This window comes from Oleiharenicola lentus (assembly GCF_004118375.1).
Classification (GTDB): Bacteria; Verrucomicrobiota; Verrucomicrobiia; order Opitutales; family Opitutaceae; genus Lacunisphaera; species Lacunisphaera lenta.
Genome location: NZ_SDHX01000001.1, coordinates 61,318 through 82,861, shown reverse-complemented (window position 1 = coordinate 82,861; position 21,544 = coordinate 61,318). Strand labels below are relative to the sequence as shown.

Below are 21,544 nucleotides of genomic sequence, written 5' to 3'. Positions count from 1 at the left end.
CCATCATGAATACCCTTCCTCTCACGCCCGCCCGTGTCTCCCCCTCCTTCTTTGAAGGGCAGGTATATCGGGAGTTGCGCCCCGAGGCCGTCCAAATCCTCGAGGACAGAATCCGCCATGCCTATCGCGGGGCGAACAAGCAGCGGATCAGAATGCCCAAGCGATTCTACCTGCGGGTGCTCGCTGTAATGAACGAACACGTTATTGTCATCTCGACGGAGGACCCTCGCGCTCGCGAGTGCTTCTACCCGGTGGAGCAAGCGGCCGAGTTCATCGCATCCGGCGGCTGGGTGCGGACCGATATGGAGCCGCTCCAAGTCATGCGCATTCCCGACGGCAAACTTTCGTCGGCACAGATCGCCCGGATGGAGAAGAACAGCGATCTGATCCGGCCCTTGATCGACATGGACACCGAGGCGCTCATAGCCAAATTGCGCTGGCCGGTTATCCGCGGGAGAGCGCTGGAGAAAAAGGTCAGTCCCGCCCACCTGTTCCGCATCTTCATCCGGTATCTGCAAGGGGGCATGTCAACGCAGGCATTAGCCGGCAGGTGGTTTCGTCGCCTCAAGGGCATCGGCTTGGGGACGCGGGTGACCATGGCCACCGAAGCCGGCGTGCCGAGAAAGCCCGCCGGGCGCCCGCGGCTGGACGGGAGGAAGGCGTATGTCGTTCTGGAGATGGACGTGAAGAAGATCCTCGCCGGGTCCCGGAAGTATTTCTTCGCAGGCTCCACGGCGGGCAACTGGCGGCGAGCTTGGAAGCGCACGGTTGGAGACATGTTCCTCGATCTCGATTGCTCCAATGGCGTGCCGTCAGATGAAGAGTTGGCCCGGTTCCAGCCGGGCACCTATCCTTCATACAAACAGTTCCGCTATTGGGCGGAACTCGACGACGAGTTCGAGACGCTCCTGCGGAAACTGTATGGCGAGCGGAAGTTCGAGCTTTGGTTGCGTCGCAGGCGTCAGAGAACCGCAGCGAAAGTAGGCGGGTCTGGGGCGGTCTTCTTAGTCGATGCTACGCCGCTCGATTGGCACCTGGTCCATCAGGTGACTCGGTTGCCTCTCGAAAAGAAGGCGCAGCTTTACCTGGTTGTGGATGCCTTCAGCCACATGATCGTGGGTTTCTACCTGCATCTTGGCAACGAGAGCTACGATGCCGTGAGCTTGGCATTATTGGCTGCGGCTGAGGACAAGGTTCAATTATGCGCGCGTTATGGCCTGGTGATCGGCCCAGATGAGTGGGTGTCGGCATGCCTGCCAACCCGCTTGGCAGCGGACGGCGCCGCCGCAAACTACAAGCATGGTGCTCTGGTCAAAAAGGGCGTCATTCGCGGACTCACGATCGTGCCCCCCTACCGGCCCGACCTGAAGGGGCTCGTCGAAGGGTATAATGCGGCGGTTAAAAGAAAGGCGGAAAGTGTTCCCGGGCACACCGACGGGCACAAGGAACGTGGCGACGAGAGCCCGGTGGCGCTCGCTTGCCTGGATTACGTCGAGAGCGTCCGGATTATCATTTCATGGATTCTGCAGACCAACCGCAGAATTATGCGCGACTACCCGCGCTCGGCGGAGATGATCGCTGACGGTCTCGTGCCATCGCGGCGCAATCTGTGGGACTGGGGGCTTCAGGGCCGGGGCGGCCGTCGCAAAACCTGGCCGTGGGAATCGCTCATGCGGTGGTGCTTGCCGACCGACAAGGCGTGGCTGACCCGCGACGGGGTGGAATACGGGGAGATGTTGTATGAGCCGATCCCCGGGGCCCTGCCGAAATTCAATGATTGGTGCGCGAAGGCCGGGGAGCATGGGCGCTGGCGGGTTGACGTAAGCTATCACCCGGCGAGCTACTCCTTCTTCTACCTTCATGACGGGGACGATTTGGTGAAGATGCAGTTGGTCACACGCTCCCAGATGTATGCGACCTGGAGTGTGGCAGAATACGAGGGGCACCAGGCGGTCAGCGCGGTGGCGATGGCCGTTTACGAGTCCGAAAACGAGGTGCGCGACATTGCCCACGAGCGCGAGCAGCAGCAGATCATCGAGAATGCCATGGCCAAGACGGAGGCCGCGCGCGGCTCGGTTGCGGCGCGTCGTCGTGACAAATCCGATCGGAAGGCCACTCTGGCCGACCAGAAGCACCTGATCGCGGCTCAAGGCATAGCGGTGCCAAGCGGCGGGCAACCCCCGGTGTCACCCGCAGAGCTACAGGCGCAGGATGAGGCTGAGATTGCCGGGCTGATGGAGGATGCGTCATGAGCATCGCAGGCAGGAAGGTGCAGCCCATCGACACGCCGGCGGAATACCTGAATCTGGATGATCCGCTGGTCGCCTATCGTGGCAATCCCCTCATTGGGGCACTGGGGCCCATTCGCTCGAAGGAACAGATCAGCAAGCTCCTGACTGTGAAGCCGGCCTATGATCCATCCGATCGCGAGCTCCCCGCCCACCTTCGCCCACACGCGGCCTTCGCCTTGCGCGAGTTCTTTCTCCCGGGGATTGCGCACATGGCGGCCGTCAAAGAGGTCGATCTACTCATTCGGCAGAGCTACAGGCGTCGGAATCCGCTTGATCCGGGGTATAGACGGCAGTGGATGCGCGACAGGAAGGAGCTCAAGGATGGTCGGCAACTCCCCAAACGCTATGAGTTCATTCCGTTGGGCGCGGTCGTGAGCGGTCCGCCGGGGACGGGCAAGACCCTTTCGGTAGGTTTCTCGGTCCAGGACTTCGTGCCAGTGGCCGAACACGCTTATCTCGTCGATGGGGAGCGCGTGGCGTTCACACAGATACCCTGCCTCAAGCTCAATTTGTTCCAGGACGGTTCTCTGAAGTCCTTCGGCCGAGAGATATTCGACCAAGCGGAGCAAACCCTGAGCATCCCCTTGGCGCGCGATTGGGGCGTGGACCGGGCCAACGGCAACCGCATCCAGAGCCTCTATTTTCAGCTCTGCCAGGAATACAACGTGGGGCTGTTCGTGGTGGACGAGTTCCAGTTGATTCAGTCCGCCCACGACGGCGCCCGCCGGGCATTGAACTACTTTGTCCGGATGATGAACTGCATCGGGGTGGCCGTGGTGGTGATAGGGACGCCGGCCACCGCCGGGCTATTGAAGGAGAATCTGGCAGCATCGCGCCGCTTCCTAAGCCCGATTCCCCCCTACACCCCGTTTGTAGAGGGTCAGGTGTGGGATGCGTTCTTCAGGCAGATGGCGCGTTACCAATACGTCGCGGAGATGGACCCCCTGGCGAGCCTCTCGGCAGTGGTGCTGGATCTATCCGGCGGCATTCCAGACCTGGCCGTGAAGCTATTTATGCTGTCCCAGATGCGGCTGTTCGGGCGCAAGAAGGAGCGCCTTACGGCCGACGTTCTGAGGGAAACGTCCAAGCTCCTCTTCTACACCGTGCAGGACCGCCTGGTTGAGCTGAAGGGGAAGGCGCCCGAGGCAAAGGACATCGCGACTGTGGCGAAGACGATGAACGAGGCGTTCAACGCCATAGCGAGCGTTGAGACCGAACGAGTCGGCGCCGAACCGATTGCGGGCTTAGAGCCACCGCCATCGTCCCCCATCACTATTTCTGCAGGCGTTGCCGAAACTATGGCCGGGAAGATGAAGAAGGCGGCCAAGGCCGACGACAAGCTGGCCGCACTGGAGGCCTTGGGGGTCGTGGCCCATCCCGCATGATCTCGTATATCGAGGGTCCCCACGAGGACGAGCCACTATTTAGCCTGCTGGCGCGAATTTACGGGGGCCTAATTGGGCCCAGCCGAGCCCAATTCGCCCAGCACCTGTTCGGGAACCCCCGGCTGATCATGCCGTTTGATTTCCCATGCGGTATCGAGGCCCTAGCGAAGTCAATCGGGACGCGGGTCGGTCTGACTGCCGAAGACCTCATTCAGCACCACACCATGTTTCCAATTGCGGCCTTTCTCATGCCCGCTGAACACGCCGAGCGAGTCAAGGTGGCCATGCGGGGTAACCGGGCGGTGGCGATGAATCTCCTCAAGTGGCATCGCGACCCGGCACAGGACGGACTTCGGCACCTCTACTTTTGCGCTAAGTGCCGCGACCGGGACTTGCGCCGGGTCGGCCACACCTGGTGGCGGCGGAGTCATCAGGTGCCAGGCGTCGTCTGCTGCCAAATTCACGGGGAGCCGCTGGAGGTGTCGCAGTTCGTGCCCGGCCAGTTCTGGAAGTTTGACTACCCTTTCGCCGATGACGCGGTCAGCGTTCGCAGGGCGCGGCCTCCGGATGGTATAGATGTGATTTATTCGCGGGACGTGCAGTGGATGTTGCGCAATCATCCACGACCGATCGACCCAGATCGACTGCGGCTGCTCTACCACGAGCAACTCGACCGTCGAGGTCTGTTGCAGGGTGGCCAACTGCGCCGGACCGAATTCCTTCACCAGTTCTTTGCCCAGCGCAGCGAGCACGAGTGGGCCCAGCGGCACCTGCTGTTCGACCCCGATGACGCCTCGGCCTGGCCCGCCCAGACGGTGAAGAACAAGGCCAATCATCGTTCGTTTCGCATGCACCTGCTGGTGATGCGATTTCTGGATCTTTCCATCGCCGACATTCACACGCGGCTCGATGCCCTCGATGTTCGCCCCCGGGTCGATTCACAACGGACCGAAGCCAAGCTCCGGGCACGGTTGCGGCAGCGGTGGTTTGATCGGGCCTGGTCGATGAATGCTCTTAAGGTCGATCTCGGCATCGGAATCGTCCGGCTGCTCGGCTTGGCGACCAAGGAGGGGCTGCCGATCCCGCGGTTGCCGAATGCAGGGAGGGTGAAGTCATTCCGAATCACGCGAACACGCCATCGCAAGACAGTATGCCGTGGCAGGTCACGTGTGACATCGACCTGTTGGCATACCGCAGTGAGGTGGCTCGGAAGAAACGACTACGCTTGGGTTCGTAAGCGTCTCAGTTCCCAGAAACGCCGCCGGGGTGATGTGGTTGATTGGCGGGCGCGTGAAGAGGAATACATCGGCAAGCTTCCTCACTTTGCCTCGCGCATCAGGGCGGCCCGCCCGTTCCGGCGGGTTTGCTCCGCGTCGTTCATCTCGTTCCTGCCCTTCGGGGCGTCGATGGGCGTCAGCATGTATAAGAAAATGCCCCGCCTTGCACAGGAGATGCGACGGCAAACGGAAACGACGGAAGAGTTCACCCTCCGGCGCATCAAGGTAGTTCGCCAGCTCCATTCCGACCTGCCACCTTTTCGTGTGCGTGAGCGGGCGGCCGTTGCGCGGGACTGCCGAGATCCGGTAATCCTGCGCGCCATGGGATATGTGCTCGTGGGCTCGCGCTGGCAGTGCCCAGGCAGTGCGGAACACCCGTTATATGGCCTGGCGGTGGCGACGGGACCGGTGGCTGATCCAGACGCCGTCGAGCGCGCCACGGGTTGAGCGTAGGTCCAAGTCCGCTACTGGTATTCGACGAGAAGCGCAATCGCAGCCACGAGGGCCTCGGTTTGCTCCGGCTACAGGTAACGCAGCTATGTGCGTCACCCCAGCCGGGCAATCGAACATATCGGCAATCCCCATGACCGGTTGCTGACGGAAACCGACGGGCCTTTCGTGCAAACTGGGGAAAAGTGGTGCGGCCCGTGGACACCGTTTCGTTAGCGTCGGCGTTCCCTTTATTGCGCCGCGCAGATGAAACGATACTTCAGGGCGCTTGAGCCCATAACCTGGTGTCACGGTGCGAATTGCGACGCAAATGCCGAAGAAGTGAAACGATATTTGGGTTGGCAGCGGCGATGGCGGCACGATGTAACGACTGAATTGTCCGTCGGTGACGTTTCGATTATCCAGATTTAGGAGCTACTAAATTCTCCATGTTACGAACCCCTCCCTCGGGGAGCGGTGACGTTTTCTATTATCCGAAAACACAGGAGCCTGCTTGCAGGCGACTTCACTTCCCAAGGCGCGGCCCCAAGCCGCGCCTTTTTGCTGAACACCGGCAGCCTCCGGAGTATTTTGGAAACGGAGGCAGGACCAACAGTCCTGCGGGACACCGGACCCGCTTCCCTACTCCAGCCACACCTGCTCAAACGGCCCGAGCGCGAGCAGGTTGTTCGACCAGCCGCGCACGCTCGGGTCCATCAGGTATTGGTTCGTGTAGTAATACACGGGGAGGATGGGCATGGCGTCGGTCAGGATCTTTTCCATGCGTTGCATCAGTTCCAGGCGCTTGGCCCGGTCGGCCGTGTGCACGAGCTGCTTGTAGAGTCGGTCATATTCCGGATCAGACCAGCCGGTGCGGTTGAAGCCCGAGTCGGAGGTGAAAACCCGCAGGAACTGCGAGGCGTCGTAGGGCTCCATGATCAATCCGGCCCGGCAGAGCTGGTAGTTTTCGTTCTGCATGTTGTCCAAGTAAACCTTCCACTCCATGTTCTCGAGGCGGAGGTCGATGCCGAGTTCGCGCTTCCACACCTGCTGGATGGTCTCGGCGATGAGGCGGTGGTTCTCGGCCGTGTTGTAGATCAGCGTGATGGGTTCCAGCCCCTTGCCGCCGGGATAGCCGGCTTCGGCGAGCAGACGGCGCGCCTCGTCGAAATCCAGCTTCGTGCGCGCCTCGCTGACGTAACCGTCGATGCCCTCGAGCGTGAAATGATAGGCCGGGATTTCATCGGCCCGCGTGACGTTGGCCACGAGCTGCTCGCGGTCCACCGCCATCGCCAGGGCACGGCGCACCCGCACGTCGGTGAAGGGCGGACGGTTCACGTTGAAATTGAAGTAATAGACTCCCGAGTAGGGATGGATCTTGAGCTTCTCCGGGGCCTCGCGCCGGTAGACCGCGATCTTGGCCAGCGGCACGCGGTTGGTCTTGTGCAGCTGGCCGGAGCGAAAGGCCGCCTCCTCACCGGTGAAATTCTCAATCGGCAGGAAGCGCACGCCGTTCAGCTTGACGGCTTCGCGGTTCCAATAGGTCGGGCTGCGCGCCACCTCCAGGTGGCTGTCGGCCTTCCAGTCCTTGATCACGAACGGGCCGTTGCCAACCAGCGTGCCGGGCTGCGACCAGCGGTTGTTGGACAGCAGGGGGTCGCCATGCTTCTCGATCACATGCAGCGGCACAGGAAACCAGGAACGCGCCGCCATGGTCTTCAGGAGATAGGGCGCCGGATGCGCCAGGCGGATTTCCAGCGTGAGGTCGTCAATCACCCGGAAACCGACCGCGGAGAAATCCTGCAGCCGGCCCTTGTGATAGTCTTCGGCATTCACCACGGGATAGAGCTGATCCGTGTTGTCGGAAGCCAAGCCCGGCGACAGCAGCCGCCGAAAGGAAGCGTAGAAATCCCGGGCGGTGAGCGGCACGCCGTCGGACCACTTCATTCCGGGCCGCAGATGAAACGTGTAGAGCAGGCCGTCGGCGGAGATCTCCCAGCGCTCCGCCGCCCCCGGCTGCGCTTCCAATGTCGTGGGATCGCTGCGGGTCAGACCCTCGAAGAGCGTGCACACGATGTTGCGTTCCGGGATGCCGGTGACGATCTGCGGATCAAGGGTGGCGGGCTCGGCCCCGTTGCCCACGATCATGATGCCGGCTTGGTTGGCCAGTTCGACGGGGGTCTCGCGCTTGCTGCAGCCGGTGAACGCGAGCCACAGGGCTGGCAGCAAGGCCAAGAGGAGACGGCAGGGACGGGGCAGCGAGGATTTCATCGTGGATTTAAGATCATCCTGCGCTCGGTCGGCGGAAGCCGACGGCGCAGGCGGTGCGTGTGCGGTTGACTCCACGCAGGGCAGCCAAGAAGGGTGAGGAGTCAACCCGTGAGCGCTGCCCACCCCCCATCTTTCCGGCTTTGGTTGTTTCGTGCGATTCTCGCGCTGGGCGCGCCGCTGGGGTTTTTCCTCGCGCTGGAGGGGGGGCTTCGGCTCACCGGTTACGGGCGCGACACGGCGTTCTTCATCCCCGACGAGCAGCCGGGTTTCGTGCGCAGCAACCCCGCCTACACGTCACTTTTCCTGCCGGCCAGCTTCGACCTGCGGCCGATCAACCAGCGCGTGGCGGTGCAGAAGCCCGCCGGCACCGTGCGCATTGTCGTTCTCGGCGAATCTGCGGCCCAGGGCATCCCCGTGCCGGCATTTGGCTTTGTGCCCCAATTGCGCGCGCTCCTGCGCGCGCGCTATCCCGACAAAGACATCGAGGTCATCAACACGGGCGTCGTCGCGATCAACTCGCACGTCGTCTATCAGATCGCGCGCGATGCCGCGCGGCTCTCGCCGGACCTGTTCGTGGTTTATATGGGAAACAACGAGGTTGTCGGCCCCTACGGACCGGGCAGCGCCTACCTTTCGGCCATGCCGCCACTCTGGCTGATCCGCGCCAGCGCCTGGGCCAAGTCCACGCGCACCGGTCAGTGGCTCGGTGCCGTGGCTGCGCGCTTCGCGGGTGCCCGTCAGCCGACGCGCGAGTGGGGCGGCATGGGCATGTTTCTGGATCACGCCGTGCGTGGCGATGATCCGCGGCTGGAGACCACCTACGCCAACTTCGAGGCCAACCTGCGCGACATCGTGCGCGTGTCGAAGGATGCCGGTGCGAAGACCGTGCTCTGCACCGTGGTCTCCAATCTGAAGGATTGTCCGCCTTTTCTCTCCCTCCACCGGCCCGATCTGACGGCCGCCGAACTGACGGAATGGCAGGCGGCTTTTGCCGCCGGCAAGCTCGCTTGGCGGCTGGAAGACAACGATTCGGCGCAGAAATTCCTGCACACGGCCCTGCGGCTGGATCCGCAGTATGCGGATACGCACTTCATGATCGGCTCGCTCGCTCTGGGGCAGCGCAACATGGAGCGCGCCCGTCTGCATCTGCTCGAAGCGCAGCAGTGGGACGCCCTGCGGTTCCGGCCGGCGCCACGACTCAACGAAATCGCCCGCAGTGTGGCCCGGGAGACAGGCTTGGTTCTGCAGGACGCCGCCCTGGCGTTGGGCTCCGATCCCGCTTCCGAGGGCGAAATCACCGGCCGCGAGCACATGCTCGAGCACGTCCATCCCGGCAGGGAGGGCAACTATCGCATTGCACGCCTGATGGCCGAGGGAGCGGAACAAGCGCTCGGGAGTGGGTCGTCCGCGCGCGGACCCTGGCTCGATTCGGCGCAGACGGCCGCAGCCATCGGCTACACCCCGGTCGAGAGCTTCGGCCTGTTGCAACGCACGGCGTTGATCACCCGCGAGCCACCGTTTCCCAACCAGCTCACCTACGCGGAGGACCAGACCCGCACCGCCCGGGAGATCGCGGCGGCCGGAGCCGGGCGTCGTGATCCTTCGGCGCTCGGGCGCGCGCGCGAAACTCTCCGGGCAGCCAGCGCGGCAGATCCAACCAATCCTGACCTCGCCAAACTGGCAGTCGAGGTGGCGGACGATGCCGGGGATCTCGCAGGTGCGCTCGCTGAGGTGCAACGGGCGCGGACCCTGCAGCCCGCGAATTTCGCCCTCGCGGCGGACGAGGCGATTAAGCTGTCGCGACTCGGTCGGTTTGAGGAAGCGGAAAAGCTTCTACTCGCCACCGCGGCCGGTTGCTCACCCCGCGATTTAGCCAAGCTCACGCCGGCGATCGCCGATTTCTACATCCGCACCAAGCGGTTGGTCGACGGGCGGCACTGGTTTGAGGAGGCGCTGACGCGAACCCCCGGTTCCCTGCCCTTGCGATTCTTCCGGGGTCGCTTGGCCCAGCAAGCCGGCGACCTGCCCGTGGCGGAAGCGGATTACCGGGCGGTGCTCACCAACGATCCGGCCAACGAGGCGGCGTTGGAGGCTCTGTTATCCCTGCTCGCGGTGCAGGGCCGGACCAAGGAGGCGGAAGAACTTTCCCTGACGCATGCCGGTTTTCAGCCAAACAATCAGGCGAACCATCTCCGCGCCGCGCAGATCCACGAGGCGCGCGGGCAAGTGGCCGAAACGGTCCAAGCCCTGGGCGCAGCGATTCGCAGCGGCCCCGTGCCGCTTCCCACGCACCTGCGTCTGGCCAACCTGCTTTACGGCCAGCAACGCCGCGCCGAGGCTCTCGACCAACTGGCCACCGCTTGGCGCATAGCGCAGCTAGAGGACCCGGAGGCCGCGCCCACTATCCGGGAACTCATCCACAGGATAAGTCACGAAGGAGATAAGCCGTAGTCCAACTGCTCGGTGGGTAGCGCGCTGCCCACCATGTTATCAAGGCCCGACGTCAACAGGCGCACTCAGGGTGGTGCCGGCGCGATTGCGCACCAGCACCCGGTAGGAAGCCTTGGCCTTGGGTGGAGACATCAGGGTGAAAGTGACCTGGGTTGCGCCCGACATTTCTTCGCCGTCACACAGCCACTGGTATTCCAGCGGCCCGGAGCCTTCGGCTTCCACGGACAAGACATTTCCAATTCTCCCGGGTTGACGGGTGATGACCGGCACTTTCGCGCCGACAATGCCCAGGGGAACTTCCGTCGAGGCAAAGACGACATCCGTCACCTCCGTGCGGTTGCTAACTCCGCGCAGGTCATGATGGGTGGCCGTGAGCGTGAGTTTTTCGCCGGGCGTCAGGTCAGGCGGCGGTCGCCAGAAGACCCGATACGGCGCGGCATCGTCGGTGCCGAGGTATTCGATCTGCCCGGGGCGCGAGGCACGTTCGAGGGTGAAGGTGACTTCGCCGAAGCCGTCGCCGCCCGCTACGTCGGCACGGATTTCTACCCGGGACGGGAAAACCAGCCCATCGATCTCGCGCTTGGTGAACTTGAGGGCGGCCCCGGGGGCCGGGTTCACCAGCTGGATGGCAACGGGTGAAGTTTTGGCGAGCGGAGTAACGGCACGCCAGACGCCGAATTGTAGGGGCGGCAGCGACACCGTCATCCGGCCCTCGCCGTCCACCGCGGATTGGGCGGACGCCTGCGGGTGGGAGGCGTAGAGCGGCGCCAGTTTGGCGCCCGGTTTTTGGCTGGTGGGCACGGCGAGCGTGAGGCTTTGCGTGCGCGAGTTGTTGAACACGGCGAGGTATTCCACGCGTTCGCGCCGGTCGATCCGGGAGAAGGCGAATGCATCCTGCTGGGTCGTCGGACGCGGCAACATGGCGCCGGTGCGCAGGGCCGGATGCCCAGCGCGCAGGGCAGAGAGCTCGGCGATCAGGCGGTAGAAGGGGTGGGCCGCGTCGAACTTGTCGTCCGCGCCGCGGCGGGTGGTGGCGAGCAGCGCCGCCGTGTTGAAATCCGGCGCCTGCGCGGCGAACATGCTCTCTCGGGCCTGCATGTCGTTGCCTCCGCGGCCGATCATGCCCTGCTCGTCACCGTAGTAGATCACGGGCTGGCCGCGCGCGAGCAGCAGGAGGCCGTGGCCGAGCTTCGCCAGGTCGGCGAGCAGCGCCGGCGAGGCGCCGGGGTTGTCCTGCTGGAGGAAATAGGCGAAGCGGCCGGCGTCGTGGTTGCCGAGGAAGGTCGTGGTCGAGTGAACGTTGCTGTCGTGGTCGGTGTAGTAGTCGTCGCGGAGGAAAAAGTCCGCCAGCGCGGCCCCGGAGCCGGCCTGCGACACGAATTTTCGCGCCGCCAAGAAGAAGCCAAAGTCGAGCGTGGTGTCGGCGGGCATGCCGCCGGTCGAGAACTCGCTGAGCACGCTCGGGTCGCCGGCGTCGTTGTAGACTTCGCCAAAGTGCAGGAAGTCCGGCCGGCCGAGTTCGCGGGCACGGGCGCTGATCGCCGGGAGAAACCCCTGCCAGAAGGCGTTGTTCACGTGCCGCATCGTGTCGATGCGATAGCCGTCCACGCCCGTTTCGAGCCAGGTGGAGAAAATCTCCGTCATGCCCTGCACGACGCGCGGATGCTCGGTGAAGAGATCGTCGAGGCCCACGAAGTCGCCGTGGACGGAGTTCTCGCCCACGAAGGTCGTGTTGCCGCGGTTGTGGTAGTAGGTGACGTCGTTCAGCCAGGCGGGGACCTTGACGGCTTTCTCGGCCTCCGGCACCTCGGGCCTGTAGGCAAAACTGGTTTCCACGGAGAGCGCCGGAAACGCCGACGGGTCGTTCACGCCGTTGAAGGCCACGGCCATTTCGTCGAAGGCCCGGCCCTGCGCGTCGCGGTAGGGCGCGGTCTTTTTCGACACGTAGTCATGCACACCACCGGTGTATTGGATGACGTCGGCGGTGTGGTTGGTGATGATGTCCATGAACACCTTCATGCCGCGCGCATGCGCCTGGCGGACGAGTTCGCGAAATTCGTCGTTGGTGCCGAGGTGCGGATCCATCTGCGTGAAATCCGTGATCCAGTAGCCATGATAACCGGCGGTGCCCTGCTGCATGGGCTTGTTCTTGAGCGGCGGCGTCAGCCAGACGGCCGTGATGCCGAGGCCCTTCAGGTAGTCCAGCTTCGCCGTCAGCCCGGCGAAGTCGCCGCCGTGGTAGTGCGAGATTTTCGTCGGATCAAAACCATGGGCCTCTGGCCCGCCCGAGTAACCACCGGTATCGTTATCGGTCCGTCCATTGGCGAACCGGTCGGTCAGCACGAAGTAGAAAGTCTGGCCGGCTCCCGGGTGGGTGAAACGCGGCACGACGGCGAAACCACCCGCGGGAGCGTCCGCCAATGCCGTTGAGACCAACAGCAGGGGCAGGGACAGCCGCCGCAGAAAACGTGGGGTAATCATGATACGAAACAGCCTGTCGCCCTGCTTCCACCCGTCAAATGACGCGCCTAGGAGAAGTCTTGCGACACCCGGATAAATCTTAGGGATCGGCTCCCAGAGTCGGGAAAAATCCTCACCCCGATGACGGCGGTCCAAGCCGACTTCGCTCTGGGATACTCCTGGTTTGTCCTCCCGGTTCCACCGCAAGTTGGTCCAAGGCGGCAGTTCCAACCTAAGACTTGTCCGGGTCATCTCGGTTTTTTGGGAGCAAACCGGTTGGCGGAAGCCGTCGCCGAGGGATTTTGTTGGTTCAATCAAGAGGTCGCGCTTCCCCGACGGCCTTTCCCCGATTCGTCATACCCCCACACCACAATGCACCCGACCGTTACCAAACGATCCGCGCGCCAGTCTCTCTCCCGAGGGCTGGTTGCCGGCCTGCTGCTGGCGCAGACTGCGCTCCCAGCGCTCGCCCAGACGACCAACAACGCCAACAACACCGAGAGCGCCGACAAGGACGCCCCCGTCGTCCTCGAAACCTATACCGTCACGGCCGGCTTCGCGGGCAGTCTCGCCGCCGCCGCCGAGATGAAACAGAACCAGAAGGTCATCACCGAGGTGATCGCCGCGGAGGATATCGGCAAGCTGCCCGACATCTCCATCGCGGACGCACTCACCCGCCTGACCGGCCTCACGACCCAGCGCACCAACGGTCGTAGCCAGCAGATCAGCATTCGCGGCCTCAACGGCGATTTCAGCACCGGCCTCCTCAACGGCCGCGAGCAGGTCTCCACCGGCATGAACCGCGCCGTCGAGTTCGACCAGTATCCCGCTGACCTCCTCAGTGAGGTGGTGGTTTACAAGACCGCGACCCCGAGCCTCACCGGCCAGGGCCTCGCCGGCTCGATCGACCTGCGCACCGTGCGCCCGCTCGACAAGACCGGCCGGGTCGTCGCAGTGAACGGCTACTATGAGTGGAACGAGCTCGGCGCCCTCACGCCCGGCGCGAAGGCCACCGGCAACCGCTTCAACATTTCCTACATCGACCAGGTTGAGGGCGGCACGATCGGCGTGGCCTTCGGCTACTCGCACTCGAGCAAGCCCTTTGCCGGCCAGCAGTTCCAGGCCTGGGGTTACCCGACCGACAACAACAACCTCGTGCTCGGCGGCATGAAGCCCTACGTCCGCAACAGCATCCTCGAGCGCGACGGCTACATGGCCGTGCTCGAATACAAGCCCGACGAGAACACCCACTCGGTGATCGATGTTTACTACTCCGACTTCAAGGAGGACCAGCTCCTGCGCGGCATGGAAGTGCCCCTCTACTGGAGCTCGGCCGCCCTGCAGGCCGGTTACACCACCAGCGGCGGTCTGGCCACCAACTCGACGTTCACCAACGTCCAGCCCATCGTCCGCAACGACGTCTTCACCCGCTCCGACAAGCCGATCGCCGTCGGCTGGAACCTCGTCATGGGCAAGGCCTCCGAATGGCCCATCACCTTCGACGCCAGCTACTCCAGCGTGAAGCGCAAGGACTTCAACCTCGAGCTCTGGGCCGGCCTCAGCTCCCTCGGCACGCCGTTCACCACCGCCGACACGATGAAGGTCACGCTCAACCCGGGCGGACTGCCGATGATCACCACCACGAAGAACTACGCCGACGCCTCGATCCTGCGCATCAGCGATCCGCAGGGCTGGCAGTCCTGGAAGTTCCCGTCCACCGGTTCGCCCGGCTACTACAAGGGCTTCGAGTCCAAGGACACCATGTCGCAGCTCAAGCTCTCCACCCGGCACGAGCTGAACCGCTTCTTCTCCGCCGTCGAGATGGGCCTCAGCTACACCGACCGCTACAAGCGCGACGGTGAGAATCCCTCCGGCTTCCCGGTGTTGAAGAACAACGCCGCCACCGCGCCCATGCCCGCCAGCAACGGCATCACGGACTTCACTTATCTCGGCATCGGCAAGATCTACTCCTTCGACCCGCTCGCCTACTTCAACTCGGGCGCGTTCAACCTCGTCGGCAACGACGGCACCGACTTCGTCGCCCGCCGCTTCCAGGTCCGCGAGGAGGTCACGCAGTTCTACACCCAGGCCGAGATCGCCAGCAAGGCCGGCAACATCCCGGTCACGGGCAACGTGGGTTTCCGCATCATCCACACCGACCAGTCGTCCAACGGTCTTTCGGCCAATGGCAACACGGTGACCGCGGTCGCCGACGGCGACACCTACACGCAGTTCGCCCCGAGCCTGAATCTCAACTTTGAGATCACGGACCGCAGCGTCGTGCGTTTCAGCCTCGCCCGCCAGATCGCCCGCCCCCGCATGTATGACATGCGCGCCTCGCGCACCTGGGGTTACAACACCACCAATGCCAGCTCCACCAACATCAACCAGAGCCCCTGGAGCGGCGGCGGCGGCAACAGCGCCCTCAAGCCCTGGGTCGCCGACTCGGTGGACCTCTCCTACGAGCACTACTTCAACCAGAGCAAGGGCTACTTCTCCGTGGCGGCCTTCGCCAAGAAGCTGCGCAACTTCGTCTACGAGCAGAGCGCGATCGCCGACTTCAGCGGCTACCCGATCACCGGCACCCCGCCCGTTCTCTCGCAGGGTATCGTCTCGCAGCCGATGAACGGCGACGGCGGCAACATCCGCGGCCTCGAGTTCTCCCTCGTGCTCGCCAGCGAGCTGATCAGCGAGAGCTTCAAGGGCTTCGGCGTCCAGTTTGGCGCCGCGCTGACCAAGAGCGGCATCAAGCCCTGGGGCCCGAGCAGCGGGACCGCACCCATCGCCGGTCTCTCCGAGAAGGTCTACCAGGTCACGGCCTACTATGAGCGCCACGGTTGGTCCGCCCGCGTCAGCAACCGCTACCGCTCCGAGAACCGCCAATACATCACCAACTTCGGCGTGCCGAATCCCAGTGGTGACGTGAATCCCAACGGCGGCTTCTCCATGGCCCAGCCCGAGAGCGTCGTCGACGCCCAGATCAGCTACACGTTCCCCAAGGACGGTCCGATGAAGAACCTCTCGGTCTTCCTCCAGGGCTACAACCTGACCAACGAACCGCTGATCACCTACAACAACGACGACCCGCGTCAGGTCATCAACTATCAGCAATACGGCGCGTCCTACTCCTTCGGCGCCGCCTACAAGTTCTGAGTCGCCGGCCCACCGGCAGTTTGGTCAACACACACAACGCGGCCACCAGGGGGTTACTGGTGGCCGCTCTTTCTCTCTCCCCTTAACTCCTGTGCCCATGCCCGTCCGCACGCCGAACCGCGCGGCCAAGAAAGTCGCCGTCACCTCCGGTTCCCGTCCCGCCCCCGTGCCTCCGGCTTCCTGGCTTGATACCCGCGCCGCCGGTGTGCTGGCGCACGTGTCCTCCCTCCCCGGCGCCTACGGCATCGGTAATCTCGGACGCGGGGCCCGGGCGTTCGTGGATTTCCTGGCCGACGCCCGCGTCCGCTACTGGCAGATCTGCCCGATCGGCCCGACCGGTTACGGCGACTCGCCCTACCAGCTTTTCTCCGCCAGCGCCGGCAACCCCTACTTCATCGACCTCGGCGAACTGGTCGGAGCCGGCCTGCTCTCCGACGACGAACTGGCCCCGCTGCGCCGGCTGCCCGCCGGGCGCGTGGACTACGGCTGGCTCTACGCCGATTTCTGGCGCGTGCTCACGCGCGCCGCTGATCGCTTCATCACCGCTGGCACCGACCGCCTCGAGGGCCTCGGCTCCTTCCGCGCCTTCCAGCGTGAACACGCGGAATGGCTCGAGCCCTACACGGATTTCATGGCGCTCAAGGGACATTTCGGCGGCTGGCCCTGGCCCAGCTGGCCGGAACCGTTCGCCCGTTGGACCCCGCGGCTGCGCGCCACCCTGCCCGACAGCGTGCGCCTCGAGTCCGAGCGCCACGCCTTCTACCAATACGTCTTCTTCGGCCAGTGGGAGCAGCTGCGCAGCTACGCCCGAGAGCGCGGCGTCGGCATCATCGGCGACGTGCCGATCTTTGTGGCGCTCGACAGCGCCGACACCTGGCGCAACCGCGAGGTCTTCCGGCTCGACGCCCGTGGCAACCCCCTCGCGGTGGCCGGCGTGCCGCCCGACTATTTCTCCGCCCTCGGCCAGCTCTGGGGCAACCCGCTCTACGACTGGAACCACCTGCGCAAGACCGGCTATGCGTGGTGGCTCGGGCGGCTGCGCGCCGCCTTCGGGCTCTACGATGTCATCCGGCTCGATCACTTCCGCGGCTTCGACACCTTCTGGGAAATTCCCGCCGGTGCCCCCGATGCGCGCACCGGCTGCTGGCAGCCGGGTCCGGGCCTGGAGTTTTTCGACGCGGTCCGCGCCGCCCTGCCCGAGGCCCGCATCATCGCCGAGGATCTCGGTTACATCGGGCCCGACGTGGTGAAGCTCCGCCGCGACGCCGGGCTGCCGGGCATGAAGATCCTCCAGTTCGCCTACGGCCACGACGCCAACAACGCCAACCTCCCGCACTACTATCCGCCCGACAGCGTCGCCTACACCGGCACGCACGACAACATCACCGCGCGCGGGTGGCTCGAATCCCTGCAGCCGCCCTACGACGCGAAGATCGCCGAGTATTTCCAACTCGACAGCTCCAAGTCCGCCTGGCCGGTCATCCGTGCCGCGCTCGCCACCACATCCCGGCTCGCCGTCATCCCCGTGCAGGACCTGCTCGACCTGCCGGCCGACGCCACCCTCAACCGCCCCGGCACCACCGACGGCAACTGGCAGTGGCGTTTCACCGACGACCAGCTCACCGCCCTGCGCCAGGGTCGCGTGGAGACGCTGCGGCACTGGGTTCAGCTCTACGACCGCACCGGCGAACGTCCGGTGAGGGACTACAGCGAACCGCCCGAGAATGGGACCACCGACCATTGACCAGAGACCACCGACCTCAAGCCGGGCCTTGGCCGACCATTTCTCGTCCTTAGTTTCTGGTCCCACATCCTTGGTCTTTTTCTTTACCCCATGCGCGAACTAAAACCCCTTTCCCTGCCGGCCATCTGGAACATGAGCTTCGGCTTCTTCGGCATCCAGTTCGGCTGGGGCCTCCAGATGGCCAACATGAGCGCCATTTACCAATACCTCGGCGCCTCCGAGGGCGAGATCCCCATCCTCTGGCTCGCGGCCCCGCTCACCGGTCTGATCGTGCAGCCCATCATCGGTTATTACAGCGACCGCACCTGGCACCGGACCTTCGGCCGCCGCCGGCCGTATTTCTTCGTGGGCGCCCTTTGTGCGAGCCTCGCGCTCATCGCCATGCCGAACTCCTCCGCCCTCTGGATGGCGGCCAGCCTGCTCTGGATCCTCGACGCCTCGATCAATGTCAGCATGGAGCCCTTCCGCGCCTTCGTGGCCGACCTGCTGCCGCCCAAACAGCGCCAGGTGGGCTTTGCGATGCAGAGCCTGATGATCGGTTTCGGCGCCGTGCTTTCGTCCTACCTCCCCTGGCTGCTCACCCAGCTGGGCGTGGCCTCGGCCGAAGCCACCGCCGGCGGCATCCCGCGCTCGGTGCACCTGTCCTTCCAGATCGGCGCGGGCGTCTATTTTCTCGCCGTGCTCTACACGATCTTCACGACGAAGGAGCATCCGCCGGAGACGGATACCGTGCCCCACACCGGTGCGGCCACCTCCTTTGTGACCGAAATCATCCAAGGCATCCGGCAGATGCCCTTGGTGATGCGTCGCCTGGCCGTCGTGCAGTTCTTCACCTGGCTGGGACTGTTCTGCCTGTGGATTTACTTCACGCCGGCCATCGCGCGCGCCATCTTCCACGGCGCACCGGGTTCTCCCGAGTATCAGAAAGCCGTCGAATGGGGCGGCACCTGCTTCGGCACCTACAACGGGGTGGCCTTTGTCGTGGCCTTCCTCCTCGTGTTGCTGGCCAAGCAGGGCGTGCCCGCCAAGCAGCTGCACCGCGTCGGCCTGATCTGCGCCGCCGCCGGCCTGCTGTCCGTGGGTTTCATCGAGCGCCCCGGCCTGCTCCAGGTGTCGATGATCGGCGTCGGCATCGGCTGGGCCACCATCCTCTCCATGCCCTACGCCCTGCTGTCCAACGCCATCCCGCCCGCGCAGATGGGTTTCTACATGGGCGTGTTCAATTTCTTCATCGTGCTCCCGCAGATCCTCGCGGCCACCCTGCTCGGTCCCGTGGTCCAGCATCTGCTGGGCGGTCGCGCCATCATCGCCGTCATGGCCGGTGGTGCGTGCATGCTGATTGCCGCCGCGGCGCTGTCCTGGGTGCCGGAGGAGAAGGCGGCCTGATTTTGGTAGGGCCGGTCTCCGACCGGCCGATTGAAAAAACTTTCGTTCCAACCCGGCCGGTCAGAGACCGGCCCAACTTCCGGCTCCATGAAAAAGCCCCCGTCCCGCCTCCTCCTTCTTGCACTGCTCAGCCTCGCCGCGTCCCTCTTTGCCGCACCTGCGCCCGAGCGCGAAAAAGCCTGGCCCAGCGCGCACCACCAGGCCGTCGGCGTGCCCGACTGGGCCCGCGGCAGCACGATCTACGAGATCAACGTCCGGCAGTTTTCCGCCTCCGGCAAATTCACCGCGGTGACCGCCGACCTCCCGCGCCTCCAGGCCCTCGGCGTGGACATTCTCTGGCTCATGCCGATCCACCCCATCGGCGAAGTCCACCGCAAGGGTTCGCTCGGCAGCTACTACGCCGCCAAGGACTACCTGGGCGTCAACCCGGAGTTCGGCACCGAGCAGGACCTGCGCGACCTCGTCCAGGGCGCGCACGCGCGCGGCATGCGGGTCATCCTGGACTGGGTGCCCAACCACGTCTCGCCCGACAATCCGCTCACCAAAACCCACCCGCACTTCTTCTGGCGCGACGAGAAGGGCAATCTCACGCCCCCGCACGGCACGGACTGGACCGATGTCGTCCAGTTCGACTTCGCGGCGCCCGGCCTGCTCGACTACCAAGCCGACGTGCTCATCCACTGGGTGAAGCAGTTTGGCATCGACGGTTTCCGCTGTGACGTCGCCTGGGGCCTGCCCACGCCGTTTTGGAACGAGGTCGTGAAACGCGTGCGCGCCGTGAAGCCCGACGTGTTCTTTCTCGCCGAGGCCGAGCTGCCGCAGCAACAGGTCGCCGCCTTCAATCTCTCTTACGGTTTCGACCTGCACCACGCGATGAACCAGATCGCACAGGGCAAGCGGTCTGCCTCGGCCCTTGACGAGGCCTACGCGAGGATCCGCGCCCACTTCCCCCGGGGCGGCGCGCTCATGGTTTTCACCAGCAGCCACGATGAGAACACCTGGGCGGGCACGGAATTCGACCGCATGGGCATGGGTTACGCGCCGTTCGCAGTGCTGTCCTTCCTCCTCGACGGCATGCCCATGATCTACAATGGCCAGGAAGCCGGCCTCGACCGGCGACTCGAATTCTTCGAACGCGACCCGATTCTTTGGCCCAAGGAAACGCACCCGACGACCAGACTCTACCAGGTGCTGACGAAGCTCCGCCGCGAAAACCCCGCGCTGCACACCGGCGCACCCATGCGCCGGCTCGACACGACCGACAACGCCACGTTCTACGTCGTCGAACGCGCCGTCGGCGCAAAAAGGGTCGTCGGCCTCTTTAACCTCACGCCCAAGGACGCCAAGGCCGACCTCTTTGACCCGGCACTCGCCGGCGAGTGGCGCGACGCTTTCACCGGCGAAACCGTGAAACTCGACGCACTCGTGCCGCTCGATCTCAAGGGCTGGCGCTACCGCGTGCTGGTGCGCTAAGCCCGCTCTTCACGTGGAGCCGAGACGCCCTCGCCCCGGTCTTAGGCGTCCGGCTTGAGGTAGCGTCGCTGCTTGCGGCGACCTTTCGCGCGAGGTCGGCGCAAGCGCCGACCCTGCGGAAGATCGGTTCACTTCCCGGTCGGCGACGACTTCTCCGCCGGCACCCCGTGCGTGTAATCGAGATGGTCGTGATAAACCGTTTTCGGACGGCCCTCCGTCTGCTGCCGGCGCGCTTCGGCCTGCAGCCGGAATTCCTGCGGCGTCACACCCTTGTGCTGCTTGAACACGCGCGCGAAATAGGCCGGGTCGCTGAAGCCGCTGGCGTAGGCGATCTGGGAGATGGTGAGCGTGCCGCCGTCCAGCGCGACAATCGCGCCGTCGATCCGGATGCGCTGGATGTAGTGGGTGAGCCGTTCGCGCGTCTCCGTGTGGAAGAGGTGCGAGAGGTAGTCGGCCGAGCAGCCGAGCTGCTGGGCGATGTGCTGCACGCTGAGCTCGGGGTTGGCGAACTGTTCGCGCACGAGGCATTTTGCCTGGAAGACCTTGCCGATGTCGCTGTTGAGATGGCCGGTGCCGGTCTCGACGAGATTGCGGAACAGGCCGAGCAGCGCGAGCAGCGTGCCCTTCAGCACGGCGTCGCGGGCCGGCGCGTGCATGGCGTGCGCATGCACGAGCGAGTTGGCGAGGACGAGGAAGGCGTCGAGATTCGGCGCGTCGAAGAACTCGATGGCCTCGATGTCGGGCTTGCGCGGACGCGCCTCGTGGGCGAAGTGGACGCTGACGGTGTTGTTGTAGAAACCGATCACGAGGTTCCGGAAGGGAATCCCGGCGTCGCCGTGCACGACTTCGGCGTGCGGCACGCCGGCCGGGATCAGGCAGAGGTCGCCCGGACCGACGCGAAAGCCCTCGCTGGGAAAGCTGAAGTCCGTCCAGCCCTGCACCCCGAGGAAAATCTCCGGCCGGTAGTGATAGTGCATGCCGCGGCGGTTCTGCACCTGCTTCACCTCGTGCGGCACGCGCAGCGGCAGGCGGCCGTGGTCGGCCTGACGGATGGCCGCGTCGAAGGCCTCGCGCATCTCGGCGCGGTTCTGCTGGCTCATCGTGCGCGCAGACAGCAGCGCATGATGCGGGGCGGCTATTTCGGGGGTGGGGCTGGCCGGGGGCACGGCGTCAGGGGGTGTTTCAGACAGCGAACTCGCGCTGCGGCAGAATGACAAACCGAAA

Annotated in this window: 11 protein-coding genes; 8 read left to right on the top strand and 3 right to left on the bottom strand. The window is 64.5% G+C overall.

Translation table 11 applies throughout. From position 1 onward, the window contains the following. Positions 1-5 precede the first annotated feature (5 nt). Genes ESB00_RS00340 through ESB00_RS00330 form a run of 3 tightly spaced genes read left to right on the top strand, consistent with a single transcriptional unit; the run spans position 6 to position 5,400 of the window. Positions 6-2,252, top strand: a complete 2,247-nt coding sequence (locus ESB00_RS00340; RefSeq protein ID WP_129045746.1) for a hypothetical protein — start codon at positions 6-8, stop codon at positions 2,250-2,252. Beyond that, a complete protein-coding gene (locus ESB00_RS00335; protein WP_129045745.1) occupies positions 2,249-3,676 on the top strand; it encodes an ATP-binding protein in 1,428 nt (475 codons plus the stop codon). The genes ESB00_RS00340 and ESB00_RS00335 overlap by 4 nt, the downstream gene beginning before the upstream one ends. After that, the gene (locus tag ESB00_RS00330) at positions 3,673-5,400 is read left to right on the top strand and encodes a TniQ family protein (RefSeq protein ID WP_129045744.1); all 1,728 of its coding nucleotides are present in this window, start codon (positions 3,673-3,675) and stop codon (positions 5,398-5,400) included. Before ESB00_RS00335 ends, ESB00_RS00330 begins: the two co-directional genes overlap by 4 nt. A 624-nt stretch (positions 5,401-6,024) precedes the next feature. Here the strand turns inward: ESB00_RS00330 and ESB00_RS00325 are convergent. After that, positions 6,025-7,653, bottom strand: coding sequence for a peptide ABC transporter substrate-binding protein (locus tag ESB00_RS00325; RefSeq protein WP_129045743.1), 1,629 nt, complete (start codon positions 7,651-7,653; stop codon positions 6,025-6,027). Between the two features lie 108 nt (positions 7,654-7,761). Between ESB00_RS00325 and ESB00_RS00320 the strand changes: the two genes are divergently transcribed. After that, on the top strand, positions 7,762-10,104 hold the full coding sequence (locus ESB00_RS00320; protein WP_129045742.1) for a tetratricopeptide repeat protein: 2,343 nt from the start codon (positions 7,762-7,764) through the stop codon (positions 10,102-10,104). A gap of 39 nt (positions 10,105-10,143) precedes the next feature. Here the strand turns inward: ESB00_RS00320 and ESB00_RS00315 are convergent, their stop codons facing one another. Then, entirely contained in the window at positions 10,144-12,585 is a 2,442-nt protein-coding gene (locus ESB00_RS00315; RefSeq protein ID WP_164975961.1) for an alpha-amylase family glycosyl hydrolase, read from the bottom strand. Between the two features lie 351 nt (positions 12,586-12,936). Here ESB00_RS00315 and ESB00_RS00310 point away from each other — a divergent pair, with 351 nt between their 5' ends. The 4 genes from ESB00_RS00310 to ESB00_RS00295 all read left to right on the top strand — a co-directional run bounded on the left by ESB00_RS00310 (position 12,937) and on the right by ESB00_RS00295 (position 20,320). Continuing rightward, the gene (locus ESB00_RS00310) at positions 12,937-15,717 is read left to right on the top strand and encodes a TonB-dependent receptor (RefSeq protein WP_129045740.1); all 2,781 of its coding nucleotides are present in this window, start codon (positions 12,937-12,939) and stop codon (positions 15,715-15,717) included. 97 nt (positions 15,718-15,814) lie between these two features. Then, the gene (gene malQ / locus ESB00_RS00305) at positions 15,815-17,461 is read left to right on the top strand and encodes a 4-alpha-glucanotransferase (protein ID WP_129045739.1); all 1,647 of its coding nucleotides are present in this window, start codon (positions 15,815-15,817) and stop codon (positions 17,459-17,461) included. Positions 17,462-17,551: 90 nt separating this feature from the next. Further along, positions 17,552-18,847 (top strand): MFS transporter, encoded by a 1,296-nt coding sequence (locus tag ESB00_RS00300; RefSeq protein WP_129045738.1) that lies wholly within the window; start codon positions 17,552-17,554, stop codon positions 18,845-18,847. Between the two features lie 87 nt (positions 18,848-18,934). Then, entirely contained in the window at positions 18,935-20,320 is a 1,386-nt protein-coding gene (locus ESB00_RS00295) for an alpha-amylase family glycosyl hydrolase (protein WP_129045737.1), read from the top strand. 128 nt (positions 20,321-20,448) lie between these two features. Here the strand turns inward: ESB00_RS00295 and ESB00_RS00290 are convergent, their stop codons facing one another. Further along, on the bottom strand, positions 20,449-21,486 hold the full coding sequence (locus ESB00_RS00290; protein WP_246026382.1) for a helix-turn-helix domain-containing protein: 1,038 nt from the start codon (positions 21,484-21,486) through the stop codon (positions 20,449-20,451). Positions 21,487-21,544 lie beyond the last annotated feature (58 nt).

What these genes read in the sequence shown, in the direction of transcription:
- ESB00_RS00340 (WP_129045746.1), top strand. Translation starts at nt 6, where the DNA reads ATGAATACCCTTCCTCTCACGCCCGCCCGTGTCTCCCCCTCCTTCTTT.
- ESB00_RS00335 (WP_129045745.1), top strand. Translation starts at nt 2,249, where the DNA reads ATGAGCATCGCAGGCAGGAAGGTGCAGCCCATCGACACGCCGGCGGAA.
- ESB00_RS00330 (WP_129045744.1), top strand. Translation starts at nt 3,673, where the DNA reads ATGATCTCGTATATCGAGGGTCCCCACGAGGACGAGCCACTATTTAGC.
- ESB00_RS00325 (WP_129045743.1), bottom strand. Translation starts at nt 7,653, where the DNA reads ATGAAATCCTCGCTGCCCCGTCCCTGCCGTCTCCTCTTGGCCTTGCTG.
- ESB00_RS00315 (WP_164975961.1), bottom strand. Translation starts at nt 12,585, where the DNA reads ATGATTACCCCACGTTTTCTGCGGCGGCTGTCCCTGCCCCTGCTGTTG.
- ESB00_RS00310 (WP_129045740.1), top strand. Translation starts at nt 12,937, where the DNA reads ATGCACCCGACCGTTACCAAACGATCCGCGCGCCAGTCTCTCTCCCGA.
- malQ (WP_129045739.1), top strand. Translation starts at nt 15,815, where the DNA reads ATGCCCGTCCGCACGCCGAACCGCGCGGCCAAGAAAGTCGCCGTCACC.
- ESB00_RS00300 (WP_129045738.1), top strand. Translation starts at nt 17,552, where the DNA reads ATGCGCGAACTAAAACCCCTTTCCCTGCCGGCCATCTGGAACATGAGC.
- ESB00_RS00295 (WP_129045737.1), top strand. Translation starts at nt 18,935, where the DNA reads ATGAAAAAGCCCCCGTCCCGCCTCCTCCTTCTTGCACTGCTCAGCCTC.